Source organism: Arthrobacter sp. SD1074B, assembly GCF_056780195.1.
Genome location: NZ_JBRAZT010000001.1, coordinates 3,447,027 through 3,466,288, shown reverse-complemented (window position 1 = coordinate 3,466,288; position 19,262 = coordinate 3,447,027). Strand labels below are relative to the sequence as shown.

General features: G+C 63.1%; 18 protein-coding genes. 15 read left to right on the top strand and 3 right to left on the bottom strand.

Annotation, left to right across the window (positions count from 1 at the left end; translation table 11 throughout):
- Positions 1-11 precede the first annotated feature (11 nt).
- On the bottom strand, positions 12-767 hold the full coding sequence (gene pxpA, locus ACUYM2_RS16155; protein ID WP_481600981.1) for a 5-oxoprolinase subunit PxpA: 756 nt from the start codon (positions 765-767) through the stop codon (positions 12-14).
- A 120-nt stretch (positions 768-887) separates the two neighbouring features.
- On the opposite strand from pxpA, the gene ACUYM2_RS16150 reads away from it, so the two are divergent.
- Positions 888-2,333 (top strand): PucR family transcriptional regulator, encoded by a 1,446-nt coding sequence (locus ACUYM2_RS16150; protein WP_481600980.1) that lies wholly within the window; start codon positions 888-890, stop codon positions 2,331-2,333.
- Positions 2,334-2,390: 57 nt separating this feature from the next.
- Here the strand turns inward: ACUYM2_RS16150 and ACUYM2_RS16145 are convergent, their stop codons facing one another.
- Positions 2,391-3,431, bottom strand: a complete 1,041-nt coding sequence (locus tag ACUYM2_RS16145) for a LacI family DNA-binding transcriptional regulator (RefSeq protein WP_481600979.1) — start codon at positions 3,429-3,431, stop codon at positions 2,391-2,393.
- Between the two features lie 289 nt (positions 3,432-3,720).
- Between ACUYM2_RS16145 and ACUYM2_RS16140 the strand changes: the two genes are divergently transcribed.
- The 6 genes from ACUYM2_RS16140 to ACUYM2_RS16115 are packed head-to-tail and all read left to right on the top strand — an operon-like array spanning position 3,721 to position 8,952.
- Complete coding sequence (locus ACUYM2_RS16140; RefSeq protein ID WP_481600978.1) at positions 3,721-4,794, top strand: asparaginase; 1,074 nt, start codon at positions 3,721-3,723, stop codon at positions 4,792-4,794.
- A 12-nt stretch (positions 4,795-4,806) separates the two neighbouring features.
- A complete protein-coding gene (locus ACUYM2_RS16135) occupies positions 4,807-5,697 on the top strand; it encodes a polysaccharide deacetylase family protein (RefSeq protein WP_146336574.1) in 891 nt (296 codons plus the stop codon).
- Complete coding sequence (locus ACUYM2_RS16130) at positions 5,694-7,088, top strand: MFS transporter (protein ID WP_481600977.1); 1,395 nt, start codon at positions 5,694-5,696, stop codon at positions 7,086-7,088. Before ACUYM2_RS16135 ends, ACUYM2_RS16130 begins: the two co-directional genes overlap by 4 nt.
- Positions 7,085-7,852, top strand: a complete 768-nt coding sequence (locus tag ACUYM2_RS16125) for an SDR family NAD(P)-dependent oxidoreductase (protein WP_481600976.1) — start codon at positions 7,085-7,087, stop codon at positions 7,850-7,852. The genes ACUYM2_RS16130 and ACUYM2_RS16125 overlap by 4 nt, the downstream gene beginning before the upstream one ends.
- Before the next feature lie 19 nt (positions 7,853-7,871).
- Positions 7,872-8,594: an SDR family NAD(P)-dependent oxidoreductase gene (locus ACUYM2_RS16120; protein ID WP_481600975.1), complete on the top strand. Its 723-nt coding sequence runs from the start codon at positions 7,872-7,874 to the stop codon at positions 8,592-8,594.
- A 13-nt stretch (positions 8,595-8,607) separates the two neighbouring features.
- Positions 8,608-8,952, top strand: coding sequence for a hypothetical protein (locus tag ACUYM2_RS16115; RefSeq protein WP_481600974.1), 345 nt, complete (start codon positions 8,608-8,610; stop codon positions 8,950-8,952).
- A gap of 117 nt (positions 8,953-9,069) precedes the next feature.
- Here the strand turns inward: ACUYM2_RS16115 and ACUYM2_RS16110 are convergent, their stop codons facing one another.
- Positions 9,070-9,825 (bottom strand): DeoR/GlpR family DNA-binding transcription regulator, encoded by a 756-nt coding sequence (locus ACUYM2_RS16110; protein ID WP_481600973.1) that lies wholly within the window; start codon positions 9,823-9,825, stop codon positions 9,070-9,072.
- Between the two features lie 191 nt (positions 9,826-10,016).
- Here ACUYM2_RS16110 and ACUYM2_RS16105 point away from each other — a divergent pair, with 191 nt between their 5' ends.
- The 8 genes from ACUYM2_RS16105 to ACUYM2_RS16070 all read left to right on the top strand — a co-directional run bounded on the left by ACUYM2_RS16105 (position 10,017) and on the right by ACUYM2_RS16070 (position 19,168).
- Positions 10,017-11,063, top strand: a complete 1,047-nt coding sequence (locus ACUYM2_RS16105; RefSeq protein ID WP_481600972.1) for a substrate-binding domain-containing protein — start codon at positions 10,017-10,019, stop codon at positions 11,061-11,063.
- 59 nt (positions 11,064-11,122) lie between these two features.
- Positions 11,123-12,637 carry a sugar ABC transporter ATP-binding protein gene (locus ACUYM2_RS16100; RefSeq protein WP_481600971.1) on the top strand — a complete coding sequence of 505 codons (1,515 nt, stop codon included), beginning with the start codon at positions 11,123-11,125 and terminating at the stop codon, positions 12,635-12,637.
- Positions 12,634-13,689 (top strand): ABC transporter permease, encoded by a 1,056-nt coding sequence (locus tag ACUYM2_RS16095; RefSeq protein ID WP_481600970.1) that lies wholly within the window; start codon positions 12,634-12,636, stop codon positions 13,687-13,689. Before ACUYM2_RS16100 ends, ACUYM2_RS16095 begins: the two co-directional genes overlap by 4 nt.
- Entirely contained in the window at positions 13,686-14,759 is a 1,074-nt protein-coding gene (locus tag ACUYM2_RS16090) for an ABC transporter permease (protein WP_481600969.1), read from the top strand. Before ACUYM2_RS16095 ends, ACUYM2_RS16090 begins: the two co-directional genes overlap by 4 nt.
- 84 nt (positions 14,760-14,843) lie before the next feature.
- Positions 14,844-15,845, top strand: a complete 1,002-nt coding sequence (locus ACUYM2_RS16085) for a dihydroxyacetone kinase subunit DhaK (protein ID WP_481600968.1) — start codon at positions 14,844-14,846, stop codon at positions 15,843-15,845.
- Positions 15,846-15,848: 3 nt separating this feature from the next.
- A complete protein-coding gene (locus tag ACUYM2_RS16080) occupies positions 15,849-16,475 on the top strand; it encodes a dihydroxyacetone kinase subunit L (RefSeq protein WP_481600967.1) in 627 nt (208 codons plus the stop codon).
- A gap of 136 nt (positions 16,476-16,611) precedes the next feature.
- Positions 16,612-17,502, top strand: coding sequence for an NAD-dependent epimerase/dehydratase family protein (locus tag ACUYM2_RS16075; RefSeq protein ID WP_481600966.1), 891 nt, complete (start codon positions 16,612-16,614; stop codon positions 17,500-17,502).
- A gap of 190 nt (positions 17,503-17,692) precedes the next feature.
- On the top strand, positions 17,693-19,168 hold the full coding sequence (locus ACUYM2_RS16070; protein WP_481600965.1) for an FGGY-family carbohydrate kinase: 1,476 nt from the start codon (positions 17,693-17,695) through the stop codon (positions 19,166-19,168).
- The last annotated feature ends 94 nt before the right edge of the window (positions 19,169-19,262 follow it).

The following is a 19,262-nucleotide window of genomic DNA, read 5'->3' as shown; positions in this document are numbered from 1 at the left end:
ATGATTCGGCTCTAGCCCAGGACGGCGCGCACGGCGCTGGCCACGGCAGTGGAATTGGGTGCGTCGGAGTGGACGCAGATGCTCCGGAAGGGAATGTCCAGTTCGGTGCCGTCCACGGCCAGTACCGGCTCGCCGGCCAGGGCACGGCTGACGCGCTCGGCGGCGGCTGCGGGAACGGTAGGAACCGGCCGGCGCTGGATCAGCAGTTCGCCTGCCGGACCGTAGTTGAGGTCGACATAGAGTTCCGGCACGAATTCCACGCCCATCGCCCGGCACACTTTTTCGTGGGCCGTGCCGGCGAGTCCGTAAAACGGCACTCCGTACTGCAGCGCCGCTCCGGCGGCGGCTTGCATCAGTTCCTCGTCGCCGGCCAGCATTCCGTACAGGGCGCCGTGCGGTTTGATGTGGTTCAGCGTGAGGCCGTGCTTGCCGAGGAAAGCTGTCAAAGCCCCGGTCTGGTAGAGGATGATCGACTCGACCTCGTCGGGGCTGAGTACCATCCGGCGGCGGCCGAAGCCTACGACGTCGGGGAGGCCGGGGTGCGAACCGACGGCTACCCCGTGCTCGGCCGCGAGCGCCACGGTCCGGTTCATTACGTCGGGATCGCCCGCGTGGAACCCGCAGGCGACGTTGGCAACGTCGATGATGCGCATGAGTTCTTCGTCGTTGCCGAACTCGTGGAGGCCCAGGCCTTCACCCATGTCGGAGTTCAACAGCACACGCCCTTGAGCACGGGGAGCGGTGTCGGGGGTCACATTTGTTTGCATGGTGCAACGCTACTCAGCATCCGGGGCCGCCGATATTGTGCAGTGCGATGAATCGGACGGGCTGACTTATGATGTTTGCACTATCTGGAGGGTTTTTGCCCGCCACTATGGGAGGCTTCCGTGCGCATCTCAGACCTGATTGGCGACGCCGATCTCAACATCCGTCTTCGTGTTCCGGGCGCCGAAGGCCGCCTGAACCGGCCGATCACCTGGTGTGCTCCGACGGAACATATGGACCCCACGCCCTTCCTCAGTGTCAATGCCCTCGTGCTGACCAACGGCATGGGCCTGAACGTCAAGGACTTCAGGATCTGGGACGCCTATGTGGAGCGGCTGGTCTCCGTGCCCGTCTCGGGACTCGCGTTTGGCCTGGGCGCCGCGCACCGCGAGCTGCCGGAGGGACTGTTACGGGCCTGCGAGGCGCACGGCCTGCCGCTGCTGGAGCTCCCGCCGGAGGTACCCTTTGTGCTGGTCATGCGCCACGTGGAGCGGATCATTGCCACCGAGCGTTATGAGGAACTGCGCAAGGGCTGGGAGCTGGCAGACGAGTGCACGCGTCTCGCGGCCGACGGCCGGTCCCTGGCGGAGGTGCTTGGGCGGGTGGCGGGCGCCGTCAACGCAAGGGTGGCCGTCATCGATCAGAATGCCTTCGAACTCGTTGCCGCAGGCACGGCCCACGGGGATACGGCGCGGACCACCTTGCGCCTGCCAAGCGGCGCAGCGGAGCAATTCCGGCTTGCCATCGAGGGGATTGGCAGTGACATCGTGCTGCAGCCCGTCCTGGGTCCCGTCGCCGCCGTGATCGGCCTGCAGCTGAGCTACACCCTCGGCTCCCGCTCGCCCCTGCATTCCCGGGAAGCGGCGCGCTTCATGGAGGCCCTCTATGCGGGCCACGGCGAGCCTTCCCGGCCGCTGCGCCGCTATGCCCTCGAGTCCGGTTTCGATCCCGACGGAGACTGGAGCGCGGTACTCATCGGCAGTTCGGAGGAGACCGCGCCCGCCAAGCTGCGTGCCATCGCCTGGCGCGCGCGGGTGGGGCTGCAGGGCTCTTTCGGCACCGTGCGGTTCATGGAGGAAACCGGGCTCACCACCTTATTGCTGCAGCGCCGGCACAGCACGGCCGACCTCCTTGACGCCGTCGGGGACTTCTTTCTGGATGCCCCGGAACTGTCGATCATCGTCACGGAGTCCGCGACCCTCAGCGAACTGCCGCTGGCGCTTCGGCTTGCACGGCGCCAGGTGGGGCGGCCCGGCGTGCACAAGGCGCCGCTGGCCGACCTCGCCGGCATTGTGCAGGGGCTGCCCAGCCCAGGTCTCGTGGCTATGTGCCAGCGCCTCCTGGCACCCCTGGCCTCCGACGGCGGCAGTGCGCTGCGGGAGACGTTCGATGCATACCTGCGGCACAGCGGGAATTCCGCGAAAATCTGCGAGGAGCTCTTCATCCACCGCAACACGCTCAGCTACCGGCTGAGGAAGATCCAGGAGCTCCTGCAGCTGGACCTTACTGACGGCGAAGTCCGAGCGACCTACATGCTGGCGTTGGGCATCGTGGCAGCAGCGCAATGAGGACGGCGGCAGCGGGCTTCCGAGCCGGCTGCGCTGGCTAGCGGAGTCGCCGCGGTGTCAGCCTGCGTTGTCCCAGGCGCTGCTTTCCCGCACGCACAGGACGGGTTTCAGCCGGACAGGCTCGACGTCTTCGCCGTCGAGCACCCGCTTCAGGAGTTCCATCGCAGTCCGGCCGATATCCACCATGGGGGAGCGGACCGAGGAGAGCGGTATGGGAAGCTCCGCGGCGACGGACGTGTCGTTAAAACCGACGACCGCGACGTCCTTGCCCACGGTGAGGCCGTGTGAGCGCAGCACGCCCATGGCGCCAATTGCCGCGAAGTCGTTGACCGCGAAGATGGCAGTGGGATGCGGCTGCCCGCCCGCCAAGATGGTTTCGGTGGCTTCGCGGCCCCCCGCCGTGTCGAACCGGGACCAGACGATGGCTTCCTGGGGGACTTTGCCACCCAAGGACTTCCACCGGTCCGCGAACCCGGCTGTCCGGTCCACGGCTGTGCTGGCGTACGGTTCGCCCGCGATCACGGCGACGTTCCGGTGGCCTTTGCTCCACAGGTGGTCGGCCACGAGCTGGCCGCCGAGGACATCGTCGCACGTGGCCGAGGGGTAGCCGGTCACGCGGCGGTTCATGAGCACGAAGGGAATGTTGCGGGCGGTGAGCTCCCGAAGCTGGCTGCCATCCAAGTGGGCATCGCCGATGATCAGACCGTCCACGCGGCGGGCCAGCATGGTGTCCGTTTTTCGGCGTTGTTCTTCCGGGTCATCGCGGGAGTTCATAACGAACGTGGAGTAGCCCAGCTCGGCCGCGGCCTCTTCAATTCCCTCGTACATGATGGCCAGGACAAGGTCCGAGAGCCGGGGGACAATCACGCCCATTAGGCGGGTCCGTCGCGTCCGCAGGCCGGCGGCCTGGGGATTGGGGGAGTAGCCCCGCTTCCGCGCCAACTCGCGGACCCGTTCAGCCGTCGCCACGGACGCGGCGCCGCGGGCAACGTCGGAGCCCGAATGCAGAATCCTGGACACGGTGGACGGGTGGATGCCGAGCTCGTTGGCGAGGTCCTTCAGCGTGACCGTGCGGCCAGCGGCCGTGATTTCTTCCATTTGTTCCCCTGCCGCAGCTCAAGAAGGCGTCATACAAGACTGCCCGAGGCTGTGCGAATCTTCAGCCATAGGACTCTTGACGTGTCCCAAGTCACATCCTATAGTCACTTTAACCCTTACCCAATCGATTGGGTAGTCCGGCGGGACGTAATAGACACCACAAGTGTTTACGTCGCGGAAACGCCGGGCGGTACACGGGCGAAACATCGCACAGTTACTTTTTAGCCAGGAACCCAAACGATTGGGTAGGCGTTCGCCAGCGGCGAATGCAGGAGCAACGGAGTCAAACATGACCGTCACAGATACGGGCGGCGCCCACGTGGTGCTGCTGGCCACGGGGGGCACCATCTCGTCCCGCGGGTCCGCGGCCGGCGGCGGCGCGGTGGCGTCGGACACGGGAGAGCAGGTCTTCGCCAGCGTGGCCGGCCGGGCCGCCCACCCGGTTCGCGTCGTGGACGTCTTCCGGAAGGGTTCGTACCTGCTGACCGTCGACGACATGATCGCCATCTGCACCCGGATCCGCGAGGTCCTGGCGGACCCACAGGTTCTCGGTGTGGTGGTCACGCACGGCACGGACACGATGGAGGAAACGGCGTACCTTGCGGAACTCACGCATAACGATGCCCGACCGGTCGTCTTCACCGGAGCCCAGCAGGCGGCCGACTCCAGCACCCCTGACGGCCCGGGAAACCTCGCCCGGGCGATCGCCGTCGCCGGTTCTCCCGCAGCCCGGGGGAAGGGGGTGCTCCTGGCCTTTGCCGGGACAATCTTCCCTGCGGCCGGGGTGCGGAAGTGCCACACCACCAAACCCGAAGCCTTTGCCAATCCGGATTTCGGTACGGCCGGATCGGTCAGCGAAGCGGGTGAAGTCAGCCTCACGGCGGCGCGGCCCCCGGTTGAGGCGCTGCCGTTGCCTGGCGCCGGGGCAGGGTCGCCCCGCGTGGACCTCATTGCCGCCTACCCCGGGGCGGACGCCACCCTGCTGCGAAGTTCCCTCCAGGCCGGGGCGGCGGGGATTGTCCTCCAGGGGACGGGAACGGGCAACGCCAACCGCGAGATCTGCCGGGAGGTCGCCGGGGCCACCGCGGCCGGTGTCGTGGTGGTGACGAGCACCCGGGTGGAGGCCGGCGCCGTCGTGCCGATATATGGCGACGGCGGCGGCGACGATCTGCGCGCGGCGGGCGCCGTATCCTCCGGGCTGCTCCGTCCCTCCCAGTCGCTGGTCCTCCTCAGCCTGCTGCTCCGCCTTGGCGCGCCAGCGGACCGCATCGCGGAAGTCTTCGCCCTGCGCGGCAGGGCTCCGGCCCCCGACCCACCCGAAGCCAGTACCTCAGCACCGCAACTCCAACAAAAAGCCCAGTGAAAGGTTGATCTCATGACTAAGGACATCCAAGTCGCATTCGGCGTCGACGTGGACGCCGTTGCCGGAATGCTCGGCTCCTACGGAGGCGAAGACTCTCCGTGTGACATCTCCCGCGGTCTGTTCAGCGGTGAGGTCGGCGGCCCCCGCCTCATCCGCCTCTTCGAAAAGTACGGGCTGCCGGCCACTTGGTTCGTCCCGGGCCACTCGATCGAGACGTTCCCGGACCTGACCCGGATGATCGTGGACGCCGGACATGAAATCGGCGTGCACGGTTACTCACACGAGAACCCCATCGCCATGACCCGGGAGCAGGAGACGGCCATCCTTGACCGGTCGATCGAACTCATCGAAAAAGTCTCCGGCCGCCGCCCCACGGGCTACGTCGCTCCCTGGTGGGAGTTCTCGCAGGTTACCAACGAGATTCTCCTCGAACGCGGGATCAAGTACGACCACTCCCTCATGCACCGCGACTTCGAGCCCTACTACGTCCGGGTCGGCGACAGCTGGAAAAAGATCGACTACACCAAGGACGCCGAAACCTGGATGGAGCCGCTGGTCCGCGGCAAGGAAACGGACCTGGTCGAGATTCCGGCCAACTGGTACCTCGATGACCTGCCTCCGATGATGTTCATCAAGGCGTCCCCGAACTCGCACGGCTTTGTCAGCCCCCGCGACATCGAGCAGATGTGGCGCGACCAGTTCGACTGGGTGTACCGGGAGATGGACCAGGCCGTCTTCACCATGACCATCCACCCGGACGTCTCGGGCCGGCCCCAGGTCCTGCTCATGCTCGAACGCCTCATCGAACACATCAACTCCCATGAAGGCGTCAGCTGGCTCAAGTTCGACCAGATCGCGGACTCCTTCCTCGCCCGCAGCCCCCGAAAGGAAAACCAGTCATGAGCATCCACGAACCCGCCGTCGACTTGACCAGCCCCCGGCCGGACGAGAAGCGGCGCTTCCCGGTCTTTTCCAAGCGGAACACCAGCATCTCGACCGTCCTGGCCCTGCTGGCCTGGACCGTCGCCGTTTTCGACTACGGCCTCTTCGGCACCTTGCTGCCGGCCATGCAGCAGGAGTTCGGCTGGACAGCGCCCGAGGCCTACGCCATCAACACCTGGATCGCCGTCGGCACCGCGATCGTCTGCTTCGGCATCGGCCCCGTTATCGACAGGCTCGGCCGCCGCAAAGGCATGATGGTGACCATTGGCGGCACGGCCGTCGTGTCCGGCGTGACGGCGCTGATTCCGACCGGAATCCCGTTCCTGAGCAACGGGCTGCTCGTGCTGGTCCGTTCCTTCGGCGGGCTCGGATTTTCGGAGCAGGCCGTCAACGCGACCTACATGAACGAGGTCTACCAGGTCACCGAGGTCGCCGATAAGCGCAAGCGCCCCGGCTTCCATTACTCCTTCATCCAGGGCGGCTGGCCGCTCGGCTTCCTGCTCGCCAGTGCCCTGGCGCTCGCCTTCCTGCCCTCGCTCGGCTGGCGCGCCCTGTACCTGATGGCCACCCTCCCGGCCGCCATCATCGTCTGGGTGATCGCCAAGAAGCTCAAGGAGACACCCCAGTTCGAACTGCACCACAAGCTGACCGAGCTCGAAAAGACCGGCAACTCGGACGAAGCCCACGCCCTGGCCCACGCCTACGGCGTCGAGCACTCGTCCGCGGCCCCGCTGAAGCGCATCTGGGAACCCCACCTGCGCCGCAACACCATCGTGTTCTCCCTGGCCTGGATCGTGAACTTCTTCGGCATCACCATTTTCAGCGTGCTGGGCAGTTCAGTCCTGAAGAACGCGAAAGGCGTGGAACTCTCCGACGCCTTCTGGATGCTCATTGTGATCAACCTGCTGGCCTACTTCGGCTACGTGTTCCACGGCTGGCTCGGGGACAAGATCGGCCGCAAACGGACCATCATCGGTGGCTGGATCCTCTCCGGCATTTCCTTCACCGTCATGCTGAGCCCCATCGCCACCAGCCCGTTCATGATCATCCTCACCTACGGTGCCGGCCTGTTCTTCCTCGTCGGACCCTACGCCGCAATCCAGTACTTCATGGCGGAGTGCTACCCCGTCAGCTGCCGCGCCACCGGCACCGCCTTCATCGGTGCGATGAGCCAGCCGGGCACCATCATCGGCGGGGCAATCTTCACCGCGATTGCCGCCGGCAGTGGGACCGGCACCGCAGCAGTCTGGGTGGGTGCCCTTGGCACGCTGGTTTCCGGGCTCCTGATGATCGCTGCCAAGCCGCCGGCTGAGGCCCTGCTCGAGGACCACCCGCACGAGGTCGACGCGTGACCGGGGATGTGAAGGTGGCGGTGATCACCGGGGCCGCCAGCGGAATCGGCCGCGCGCTCGCCGTCCACTACGCCAAGCATGGCGTGCGCTCGGTGATCGGCACCTTCCCGGGGGATCCCCACGACCCGGAGGAAACCCTGCGCCTGGTGAAGGAGGCGGGGGGCCAGGCGGTGATCCACGAAGTGGATGTCCGCAGCACCCCGTCGGTCGATGCGTTCGCCGGACGCGCCGTCGACGAATTCGGCCGGCTGGACTATGCGGTGGCGAACGCCGGGGTCCTGCGCAACTCGCCCCTGGGCGAGATGACCGACGAGCGCTGGGACGACATGCTCGACGTCGACCTCACCGGAGTGCTGCGGACCCTCCGGGCGGGGTCCGCGAGGATGACCGAGGGCGGCGCCATGGTTGCCGTGTCCTCAATCGCCGGCGGTGTTTACGGGTGGGAGGAGCATGCCCACTACGCGGCCGCCAAGGCCGGGGTGCTCGGGCTGATCCGCAGCGTGGCCGCAGAGCTGGGACCGCGTGGCATCCGCGCCAACGCCGTCATTCCCGGGCTCATCGAGACGCCGCAGTCACTGGACCCGGTGAACTCGCTGGGGCCCGAAGGCCTGCAGCGCGCCGGGCGGGACATTCCCTGGGGGCGCGTCGGCCGGCCCGAGGAGGTTGCCAGCGTGATCGGATTCCTGACCTCCGATGACGCCGCCTACGTCACCGGCCAGTCGCTGATAGTCGACGGTGGCCTCACTATAAAGATGCGTGCCTGAGAAGCGCTGGAAGGAACGAATGAACAACACTGACACCTCCCCTCACCAGTCGGGCCGGGCTGTGGTGGTCACGGGCGGGGCCAGCGGCATCGGCAAGGCCATCGCCGAGGCCTTCACCGCCAACGGCGACAGAGTGGCAGTCCTGGACCGGTCCGGCGCGGCGGGAACCATCGCCGTCGACGTCTCCGACGAAGCGAGCGTAAAAGCCGCCTTCGCGACCGCACGGGATCAGCTGGGCAGGATCGACATCCTCGTCAACAGCGCGGGCCTGCTGACCGAATCGCGGCTGGAGGACATGACCCTGGCCATGTGGAACGAGACAATTTCCGTTGACCTGACCGGCGTTTTCCTTTGCTGCCGGGAGGTGGTGGGGGAGATGCGGCAGCAGAAGTGGGGCCGCATCATCAACATCGCCTCCCAGCTGGCCATCAAGGGCGGCACCGGGCTCAGCCACTACAGCGCCGCCAAAGCCGGGGTGGTGGGGCTGACCAAAGCCCTGGCTCTGGAAACCGCCGGCGACAACGTGCTGGTCAACAGCATTGCTCCGGGTCCGATAGAAACTCCGCTGGTTGACGGGATCTCGGAAGACTGGAAGGCGGCCAAACGGGCGGAGCTTCCGCTGGGGCGCTTCGGAAAGCCGGCGGAGGTGGCGCCCACGGCTCTCCTGCTGGCCAGCGACCCAGGGGGAAACCTCTTTGTGGGGCAGACCCTGGGGCCAAATTCCGGCGACGTGATGCCCTAGGAAGGAAGGCCACATGTGCGGCGCCTGCGGACGAACCGTTGTGCCCGATCCCGTCCTGGGACCGGTCAGGACGATGCGGCAGAACCTGATTGTCGCAGCCACCATCAACAGTGTGTGCCAGGGCCTGCCGGGAGCCCCCAGGGTGACCGCGCTGAAAGAGGGCTGGATGATGACGGGCCCTTCGGGGGCCTCAACGCAATGCCAGACCCTTGAAGAGCTCTGGGCCGCTGTCCTCGCTTGTTTTACCGAAGTCTCGGTACGTGGACGCCTGCGCAGGCGCCAGGAAGACTACGCGGCAGACCCGTCCAACGCAGGGCTGCCCGCCCGTGCGGCCGGCATGTTTGTCCATGTTGCGTGACGGTGCCGCCGACGTCGTCGCGCGTCCCGCCGATGTCAACGACTGGGAGGTGGAAGGGGCGGGCTGATGGCTCCACGTTCGGTCGTTGGAAGGCGCCAGTCGCCGGCGGCCGAGCAGCTACGCGCGACGTCCCGGGTTGGGCGCTATCGGCGCCCGAATCAGCGGAATCGGCCAATGCGCGGCCCGAATCGGATCGATTCCGTCGTCGGTGATTCCCGCGGTGAAGTCCTCAAACCCAAAGACCTTAAACAGTGCTTCGCGGCCGAATTTCGAGCTATCTGCAACAAAGAACGCCTCGCCTGCCACCGAGCGCATCTTGCGCTTGAGCTCTATCGAATAGCTAGAGCTTGCATAGATTCCGTCGTCCATCACGGCGCCCGCGCCGAAAACGGCAACGTTTACCCTCATGTTCTCAAGCTGTTGCAAGGATGCCGGGCCCCACATGGAAGTGCTGCCGGGAAGGAGTTCGCCGCCAATGAATACCAGATTGATACGAGGCTTACGCGAAACCTCTATCCCTACCAGCAGGTCGTGGGTAACCACAGTCAGTCGCGAATGGTTGAGGTGCTTCGCGACCTCTAGGCAAGTCGTCCCGCTGTCCAGAAGCACCGTTTGGTTTTCAAGGATTCTGTCCGCAGTGGCAGCCCCGATTGCTTCCTTTTCCCGGGACTGAAGCTCGGGCATTCTCGCTGGGTTAGCGGGCTCTAGGGGCGCAGCCCCACCGTGGGTTCGCCTGATCTTTTTTTCTTCGGCGAGACGCTCCAGATCCCTGCGAATCGTGGATCCGTCCACCCCGTACTTGCGGGCGAGCGTGGTGACGCTCTGGAAGCCGTGCTCCTCTATGAGCTCGACGATCTCCTGGCGGCGCGACATCGGGCCCCTTTCTTAGGTCTGAGCTAAAGGGTAGACCGACGCACGATTTCGCGCAATATTCGCGCGGATCTTGGCAATTTTGCACGAATCTCTCGACACCTGCGCGAATATGACCTAGCGTATGCACAGATCGGAGAAACCGATGCGCGGATTCAGGCATCCGCAATGCGTGATCACAAAGGAGTGAATTGATGAAGCTTTTGCGTACATCAGCGTTTTTCGCCGCCGGCCTCTCAGCCGTTCTCATGACGGGCTGCGGCTCCGTGAATGATGGGGCCTCCGCCACGGCAGCGCCCGGCGCGAACGGCGACACCAAAGCGTCTGATATGACCATGGTGACCGTAGTAAAACTCAAGGGCATCGCATGGTTCGACCGGATGGATGAAGGCGTGCAGAGCTACGGCAAGCGCACCGGCATCGACACACGAACCGAAGGCGGCGATGACGTCAGCCCGGAGAAACAGATCAAAATCATTCAGGATCTTGTGGCGCAGAAGCCGACGGCCATCACCGTGGTGCCGAACTCGCCTGAAGCCGTTGCAAATGTTCTGGCCCAGGCCAAGGCCAAGGGCATCATCACGGTCGCGCACGAGGCCACGGGCATCAAGAATGTCGACATCGATATTGAGGCGTTCGACAACAAGGTGTACGGCCAGAAGATCATGAAGAGTTTGGGTACGTGCATGGAAGGCAAGGGCGAGTACGTGCAGTTCGTTGGCGGACTTACGGCCAAGACGCACATGGAGTGGGTCGGCGCCGCCTTTGATTACCAGAAGTCGAACTTCCCCGACATGAAGCGCGTCGAGGATCCGATTGAAAGCACGGACAACGAGGCTGCGGCGTACCAGAAGGCCAAGGAGATTCTCGCCAAGCACCCGAACATCAAGGGCTTCGAGGGGTCCGCCGGAAATGACGTTCCGGGCATTGCCCGCGCCGTCGAGGAAGCCGGCAAGGCAAAGGACATCTGCGTCATGGGAACGTCGATTCCGTCCGCGGCGAGCAAGTATCTCGCAACCGGCGGAATCGACAAGATCTTCTTCTGGGATCCCGCGTTGGCCGGGGAGGCTCAGCTTGAGATCGCCCGCATCCTTGCCACCGGAGGAAAGATCGAAACGGGCACTGATCTCGGCATTAAGGGCTACAACAGCCTGAAGAAGCTCGAGGGCTACGACAACGTATTCCTGGGCGATGCTTCTATCGAGGCGGATGCCGAATCCGCAAAGCAGTACAACTTCTGATAGTCCGGGGCGTGGGGCGGATCGTATAGCGCCCCACGCCCTCCTGAAAGGGTTCCGATATGACAAGTACTGCCCTCCAGGGGCCGCCTTCGCCTGTGCTCGAAGTGCGGAACATTGTCAAGACATTTGGCGGCGTTGCTGCACTGAGCGATGTATCGCTCGATCTGCGGGCTGGTGAAGTCCTTTGCCTCGCCGGTGAGAACGGCTGTGGGAAGTCCACCCTAATCAAAATAATTTCCGGAGCCGAGACGCCGGACTCCGGCGACATCATCGTTGATGGAACCTCATATTCTTCGATGGACCCGACCACCGCGATCAAGAGCGGAATCCAGGTCATCTACCAGGATTTCTCCTTGTTCCCGAACCTCACTGTCGCCGAGAATATTGTCCTGACCTCGGCAGTGGCGAGCCGTCATCGGCTTCATAGTTCCCGGCGCGCACGTCCCAAAGCGCAGGCCATCGTCCACGATTTGGGCTTGCACCTTGACCTCGATGCCGACGTGGAGAAGCTCTCAGTCGCCGACAAGCAACTGACTGCGATCTGCCGCGCGCTCGTCAGTGATGCGCGGGTGCTGATTATGGACGAGCCGACCACTGCACTCACCCACTCCGAGGTGGACAGGCTCTTCGAAATTGTAGAGCGATTGCGTGCCAAAGGAGTGGCGCTCATTTTCGTTTCGCACAAACTGGATGAGGTTTTGAAGATCTCCCAGCGCGTTGCGATCCTGCGTTCGGGCAGGAACGTCGTTACGAGTCCTGCCTCAACCTTGGATCCGTCGACGATCGCGCTCCACATGACAGGACGCGAACTTGACGAGACGCGCCATGTAAGCCAGCTGGATCCGAGAACCGACGTCGTCCTGGAACTCGCGGGGCTCGGACTGCGGGGAGCCTACGAGGACGTCTCGTTCAGCCTTCGGCGGGGCGAGATTCTTGGGGTGACCGGGCTTCTTGGTTCGGGCCGCACCGAAATCGCTGAATCGCTCTTCGGTGCGGTGCCGCACGACTCCGGCACCGTAAGGATTGACGGCAAAGAGGTACGCATCCGCTCCATCAAGGACGCAATCGAGGCGGGCATTGGCTACGTGCCCGAGGACCGCCTCACCCAGGGGCTCTTTATGGACAAGTCGATCGCGGACAATATTATTGCCGGTTCGCCGGCCGAGCATACGACCCGTCTGGGAACCCTCGACCTGCGTGCCGTACGGCAGACCATCCAACGGCTCTTTGAGCGGTTGCGGGTCAAGGCTCCAAACGTTCAGTCCCCGGTCCGCACCCTCTCAGGCGGCAACGCGCAACGGGTAGTGCTCGCCAAGTGGCTTGCACGCAGGCCTCGCATTTTGATGCTCAACGGTCCAACCGTTGGTGTTGACATCGGATCAAAAGCGGAGATTCTCAGCATTCTACGAGCCGAGGCTGCGGACGGCATGGGCATCATCGTGATCTCGGACGACGCGCCCGAGCTTGTGGCTTGTTGCCATCGTGTACTTGTCGTACGGCACGGCAGGGTTGTTGAAGTCCTCGAAGGCGACGATGTCGCCGTGGACACTATCCGAGAGAAGGTGGCTGCATGAGCGACACCAAGCCGGGAACTTCGGCGAGGCTCCGGCGACTCCGGGGCCCCAACAATGAAGGCGTCCTCGCAGTAGTCCTCCTGGCACTCATTGTGGCCATGTCCATAGCCAATCCGGTGTTCTTCACCTTACCGACGGCCTTCAGCATTCTTCGCAGCTCCATCGTGCCTCTGATTTTTGCCCTAGGCGTCCTTATGGTCATCATCTCCGGTGGCATAGACGTCTCGTTTGCTGCTATAGCGGTTTTTGCGGCCTACACCACGGTGCGGGCGCTCGAGACAGGAATGCCGGACTTCGGACTCGTGGGAGTTTTCGTTCTTGCGTTGCTGATGGGCGCCTCGCTGGGCGCTATCAACGGGTTCCTCATAGCGAAGTTCAGGTTGCCGACGCTCATCGTCACGCTTGGTACCCAAGGCATTTTCAAGGGTGCGCTGCTCACATATGTCGGCTCCCGCTACATAGCTGATTTGCCGACGTCAATGGCGCAAATCTCCACGTCTAACCTCGTGGAAGTCGACACCGCAAGCGGAAGCGCCTATCTGCATGTCTTAGTCGTCCCCGCGGTGCTTCTGGCACTCGGCCTCGCGTGGGTTCTCAGGAGCACGATGTTCGGACGAAGCATCTACGCCATCGGCGGGGATGTGGAGGCCGCTCGTCGCGCCGGAATCCGCGTGGTTCGCACACAGATGATCGTCTATGTAGTGGCCGGCGCCATGGCCGCGGTGGGCGGATTGATCTACGTCATCATGGGACGCAGCGCCAGCCCGCAGATCCTTGTCGGCAGCGAACTCGACATCATTGCCGCGGTTGTCCTCGGCGGAGCGTCGATCTTCGGCGGCCGCGGCTCGGTTCTTGGAACTACGCTGGGCGTTCTCCTGGTCCAAGTGATCTATAACAGCCTCATTCTCGCGGGGGTGCCGAGCGCTTGGCAGCGAACGGCTGTGGGTGTTCTGCTGCTGGTGGGTGTGGGCATCCAGGCACTGGCATCACGCCGTACTACCCAAGCCCGCATCCTCGATGAGGTCCCTCAGACGCAGGAGGTCGCAGCATGAAAAACGCAGGTCCCCAAGTAAAATCCCTTGGCCGCCTAAATGACTCACTCGACTCTGCCTGGACCCGCACGTTGGGAATGGCGGGTCTGCAAGGCGGGGTCAAGCGGATGCTGGCTCTACTCCTCGTTGCGTTCGCCATCTTCGCAGTACTGAAGCCGTCGGTATTCCTCAGCGGCACCAACCTGCGCAACATCGCGCTGAATTCACCCGAAATCGGGGTGCTTGCGGTCGCGATGATGCTGGCAATGCTTACCGGCGGAATCGACCTGTCGCTGGTGGCAACGGCCAACCTTGCAGCCATCACAATGTCGACAATGTACACGGCCGTATCCGCAAGCGATCCGGCCCTTGCCGAGCAATCTTTCCCACTTATTGTCCTCGTCGGCATCGCCGTCGGGGCGGCGGCCGGTTGCGTCAACGGGCTCCTGATCTCAGTCCTGGGTATCACGCCGATTCTTGCAACTCTGGGCACCCTACAGATCTTCAATGGAATCGCTGTTGCCTGGACCGGCGGCAAGACCTTGAACGGTACACCCGCCGCCCTAACAGCCATTGGGGCCTCGACCTTAGGCGGGATTCCAACCCTTTTCTTCGTGTTCATTCTTCTGGCCATTGCGGTCGGCATCATCGTCAATCGAACCCCTCTTGGGCTAAGAATTCAGCTCCAGGGCGCCAACCCAACGGCGGCTCGTTACTCAGGCATAGGCAGGCAGAAGACTCTTATGAGCACGTACGTTCTGACCGGTCTCCTCAGCGGCCTCGCGGGGGTGTTTTTCATCGCCCGCAACCCCACCGCGTCGGCCGACTATGGAGCTTCCTACGTTCTCCTGGTCATCGTCATAGCGGTGCTCGGTGGTACGAACCCCAACGGCGGGTTCGCCACCGTCTTCGGCGTCGTGCTGGCGACGCTTACTTTGCAGATTGTGTCCAGCGGCTTCACCGCGCTAAGACTCTCCTCCTACCAGTACGCGATCGCCCAGGGTGTGATCCTCGTGGCAGCGATGGCCTTTGAGCAGATCCGGTGGCGTCGCCGCCGGCGATTGCCTCAAGCTGCGGTCCAGCCGGGATAGGGCTCTGTTCCGGACCCCGGCTGCCAACCATGCTTTCTGCAGTGCCCGCCCAACAACCTCCCATGCGTCAACAGAAAGAAAACCGTGAAGAAGATCATTAATAAGCCTGAGGACTTCGTCAACGAGATGATCGAAGGAATCCTCCTCGCACACCCTGACAAGTTGAAGACCCCCGGCGACGATCCCCGCATTCTTGTCCGCGCAGATGCGCCGGTTGCAGGCAAAGTCGGGATTGTCACCGGAGGGGGGTCTGGCCATCTGCCGCTGTTCAAGGGCTACGTAGGCCAAGGGCTTTGCTCAGGGGTTGCGATCGGAAACGTCTTTAGTTCGCCCAGCTCGCAGCAGTGTTTTGAGGCAACAAAGGCCGTCAGTGGGGGCGCCGGCGTCCTTTACCTGTATGGGAATTATGGCGGCGACGTGTTTAATTTCGATCTGGCGGCCGATCTGGCGGAACTTGAAGACATCGAGACGCGGACCGTTATGGGCCGCGACGACGTGGCCAGCCAGCCCAAAGAAAATCGCTTGGAACGCCGAGGGGTCGCTGGACTGATCTTTGCCTACAAGGCAGCCGGCGCAGCGGCCGAGCGCGGAGACAGCCTTGACGAGGTGGCAGCCGTTGCTGAGGACATCGTCGACAATACGGCGACCATGGGGATCGGACTGTCACCCACCATCCTCCCGACTACTGGTTCCTTGAGCTTTGACCTTCCTGACGGAGAGATGGAAATCGGAATCGGGATCCATGGTGAGCCAGGTATCCACCGTGGGGCGCTCGAACCCGCCGATGCCATCACCGACCGTCTGGTTACGGCTTTGATCGAAGACCTAGACCTCACCGAGGGCGACCGCGTTGCCATTCTCGTGAACGGGATGGGCGCAACTCCACTGGAGGAGCTCTACGTCATGTACAGGCGTGCGCACCAGCTTCTCTCCGGCCACGGTGTTTCGATCAGCAAGAACTACATCGGCGAATATGCCACGAGCCTGGAGATGGCAGGCGCGTCCATCTCGCTCCTTAAACTCAACGACGAACGGCTGTCGCTGCTTGAAGCACCGGCCGCTTCACCCTTCTTCCTGGAGGTCTAAAGCATGCACTCGACACAGCTCATTGAACAGATCCAAGGAAGCCTCAGGGAGGTCGTTAAGTACGCGGATGAACTGCGCGATCTGGACCAGGCCTTGGGGGACGGCGACCTTGGTATTACGATCACCCTCGGCGCCGGCGCGGTAATTGACGCTTTAGCCGACCTCCCGGAAAGTGCCAACCCTTCGGAGATTGCCAGGGCCTGCGCCAAGGCTTTCGCCAACGCGAACCCGTCCACCATGGCCGCGCTCGTGGCCGGAGGCTTGCTCGCCGGATCCAAGGTCTGGAAAGACGTTGAGGATGTGGACATCGTTGCGGCGGCACGCTTTGTCCGCGCTGCTGGGGACAACATTGCGCAGCGGGGCAAGACACAGCTTGGTGATAAGACAATCGTCGATGCCATCATGCCTGCCGCCGACGCCTTAGACGTCAGCCGAAGCGGATCAACCGGGCTGGATGCCGCCATCGCCGCGGCAGAGAAGGCCGTCGTTGAGACGCGTTCGTTGCGTTCACGCCGAGGCCGTGCCGCTTGGCTCCAGGAGCGCAGCATCGGCCTGCAAGATCCGGGAGCGACCGCGATGTGGCGTTTCCTTGAAGCGTGGCGCACCGCCAGCGTGCCCGCCCGTTCATAGATATCGACGAAAGTTAGCTCACAGCTGTCAGCCGGATCAATCTTCCCCCTGCAACGGCTGAGAGCGGCCGACCTGGCCAGTCGGCGGGCCCGTAAGGTGGCCCGCCGACGGAGCACAATACATAGGAGTAGCAAAGATGAAAGTCCTCGTAACTGGGTCCCGCGGAAAGGTGGGCACCGCTGTTGTTCGTGCCCTCATCTCAGCCGGACATGATGTCACTGGCTCCGATCTTGGACGTCATGCTTTTGACCGGATTCTTCCCGGCGAACCCGACTATCAGCAAGCTGACCTGACGGATGCGGGGCAGGTCTACGGAATGGTTCGAGGATTCGACGCAGTGGTCCACGCCGGCGCGATTCCGGAGCCCACACACAACCCTGCACACGTCGTCTTCCAGAACAACATCATGGGCACTTTCAACATGATTGAGGCGTCCGTCCGCGCTGGCGTCAAGGTTTTCGTGAATATCTCCAGCGAGACCGTGCCGGGGTTCTTCTTTCCCGAACGCCCAGTCCTTCCGGATTACGCGCCGGTCGACGAGAATCACCCGATCCGGCCGCAGGATCCGTATGCTCTCTCCAAACTCTTCGGCGAAGAACTTTGCGACGCCGCGGTTCGCCGAAGCGACATGCGCTGTATTTCGATTCGGCCAAGTCACGTCCAGCACCCCGGAAACTATGAAAGGAACCTGGGCGCACAGGTCCGCGACGCAGGAAAACTGAGCCCAAACCTTTGGAGTTACGTCGACTCGGAGGATCTCGCGGACGCAATTGTGTTGGCCGTCGAATCGAATATCCCAGGCCACGAGGTCTTTTATATCGCTAACCCCGACAACGTAGGTGGGAGGGACTTCGCAAGTGTTCTAAAGGAGTACTACGGAGATCAGATTGAGCTCCGGGAGCTAAGCCGCGTGGACTCGTCCGGTATCTCATGCGCAAAGGCCGAACGCATGCTTGGTTGGAAGGCCAAGAGGTCTTGGCGAGATCACCTAGACACCGAGGGGCGTTCAATCGAAGGAGGGCACTGAGCCCCCGTTCCCGCAGACGGATGACGGAGGGGCCCTGGGGGCGGCAGTCCACCGGCCGGTCATCACTGACCGGCCGGCCTAGCCGGTGGAACGACGAGCGTCATTTCCTGAAATTCACGGTCGGACTTCCGTCGAAGTGTGACTATCAAACGACCCGCCCCCAAGGGGTGGGCTCTGAATGTGAGGAAAGATGCGAGAAGTTGTGCTGGGCATCGATATTGGCACGTCCAGTAGCAAGGGGGTGCTGGTAGATTTCAGTGGCAAGATTCATGCAACTGCAGTACGCGACCACGACGTTGCCCGCCCATCGCCGGGCCGCGTGGAGATGGACTCCGCCATCTGGTGGCGGGAAGCCGTGGAGATTTCCAGGGAACTTACAGCTGCGGAGGACGTCCGGATAGTCGGGGTCGGGGTAAGTGGCATGGGGCCATGCGTTCTGGTCGCGGATCAGCAGGCCAAAGCGCTCCGGCCGGCAATCCTCTACGGAATCGATTCACGGGCCGTTAGGCAGATCGACGATCTGAACCGCGCTTTCGGCGAGCAATCGATCGTCGAACGGTGCGGATCGGCCCTCTCCTCACAGGCCGTAGGCCCAAAACTCGCATGGCTCTCCGAACATGAACCAGACGTGGCGTCCAAGGCGCGAATGCTCTTCATGCCGAGTTCTTGGCTGGTCCACAAGTTGACAGGTGAGTACGTTCTCGACCACCACTCAGCAAGCCAATGCACTCCCATGTACGACACGTCGGCACACGGCTGGTACAGGCCCTATGCCGAACCGCTGATTCAATCTATCGAGCTGCCCCGTCTCGTCTGGCCGGGTGACGTCGTTGGTTACATAACCGGGGAAGCAGCGAAAACTACCGGCATACCGGAAGGCGTGCCGGTTATCGGTGGAACTATCGATGCTTGGGCGGAAGCCGTAAGCGTGGGAGCACAACGCCCCGGCGACCTGATGGTGATGTATGGCACGACGATGTTCCTGATAAGCACGCTCCAGGAACGAGCAACCTCGTCCTGTCTATGGGGCACGGTCGGCGTGCTGCCGGGTACCTACAATCTTGCTGGCGGTATGGCAACATCCGGTGCCATCACAACGTGGCTTCGGACCCTCCTCGGTTCGCCTGACTACTCGGTCCTGCTTGACGAGGCGAATAAATCTGGGCCGGGCGCGAACGGCTTGCTCATGCTTCCGTACTTCGCAGGGGAGCGCACACCCGTCGCGGACCCGGAAGCCCGCGGCCTCCTTGCGGGACTGAATCTAAACCACAACCGTGGCGACCTGTACCGTGCGACGTTGGAGGCAACAGCCTTCGGAGTCCGACACAATATTCAGGAACTCGAAAATCTGGGGGGATCCGTGCGCCGCACTATTGCCGTCGGCGGCGGTACTAAAGGGGGCTTGTGGACCCAGATCGTCTCCGACGTCACGGGGCTGGAGCAGCACATACCTCTCGTAACGATCGGGGCGAGCTTTGGGTCCGCCTTCCTGGCCGCCGGCTCTCTGGACGCGGTAGACATACACGACTGGAATCCAATCGTCGCTGTAACCCGGCCCCGCGAAGAATTGTCGGCCAGGTACCACGCTCTATACGGGCTTTACAGGGAACTATACGAGTCCACGGCGTCCATAACTCACCGACTTGTGGATCTCGCTTCGAAGTGAAGCAGTAAAGCGCGTGCCCAACTCCGCACGTTGACGCTCCGGAACCCGCGCTCCTGCGCCGCTCCCACCGTATGACCTGCGGCGATGCGGCATC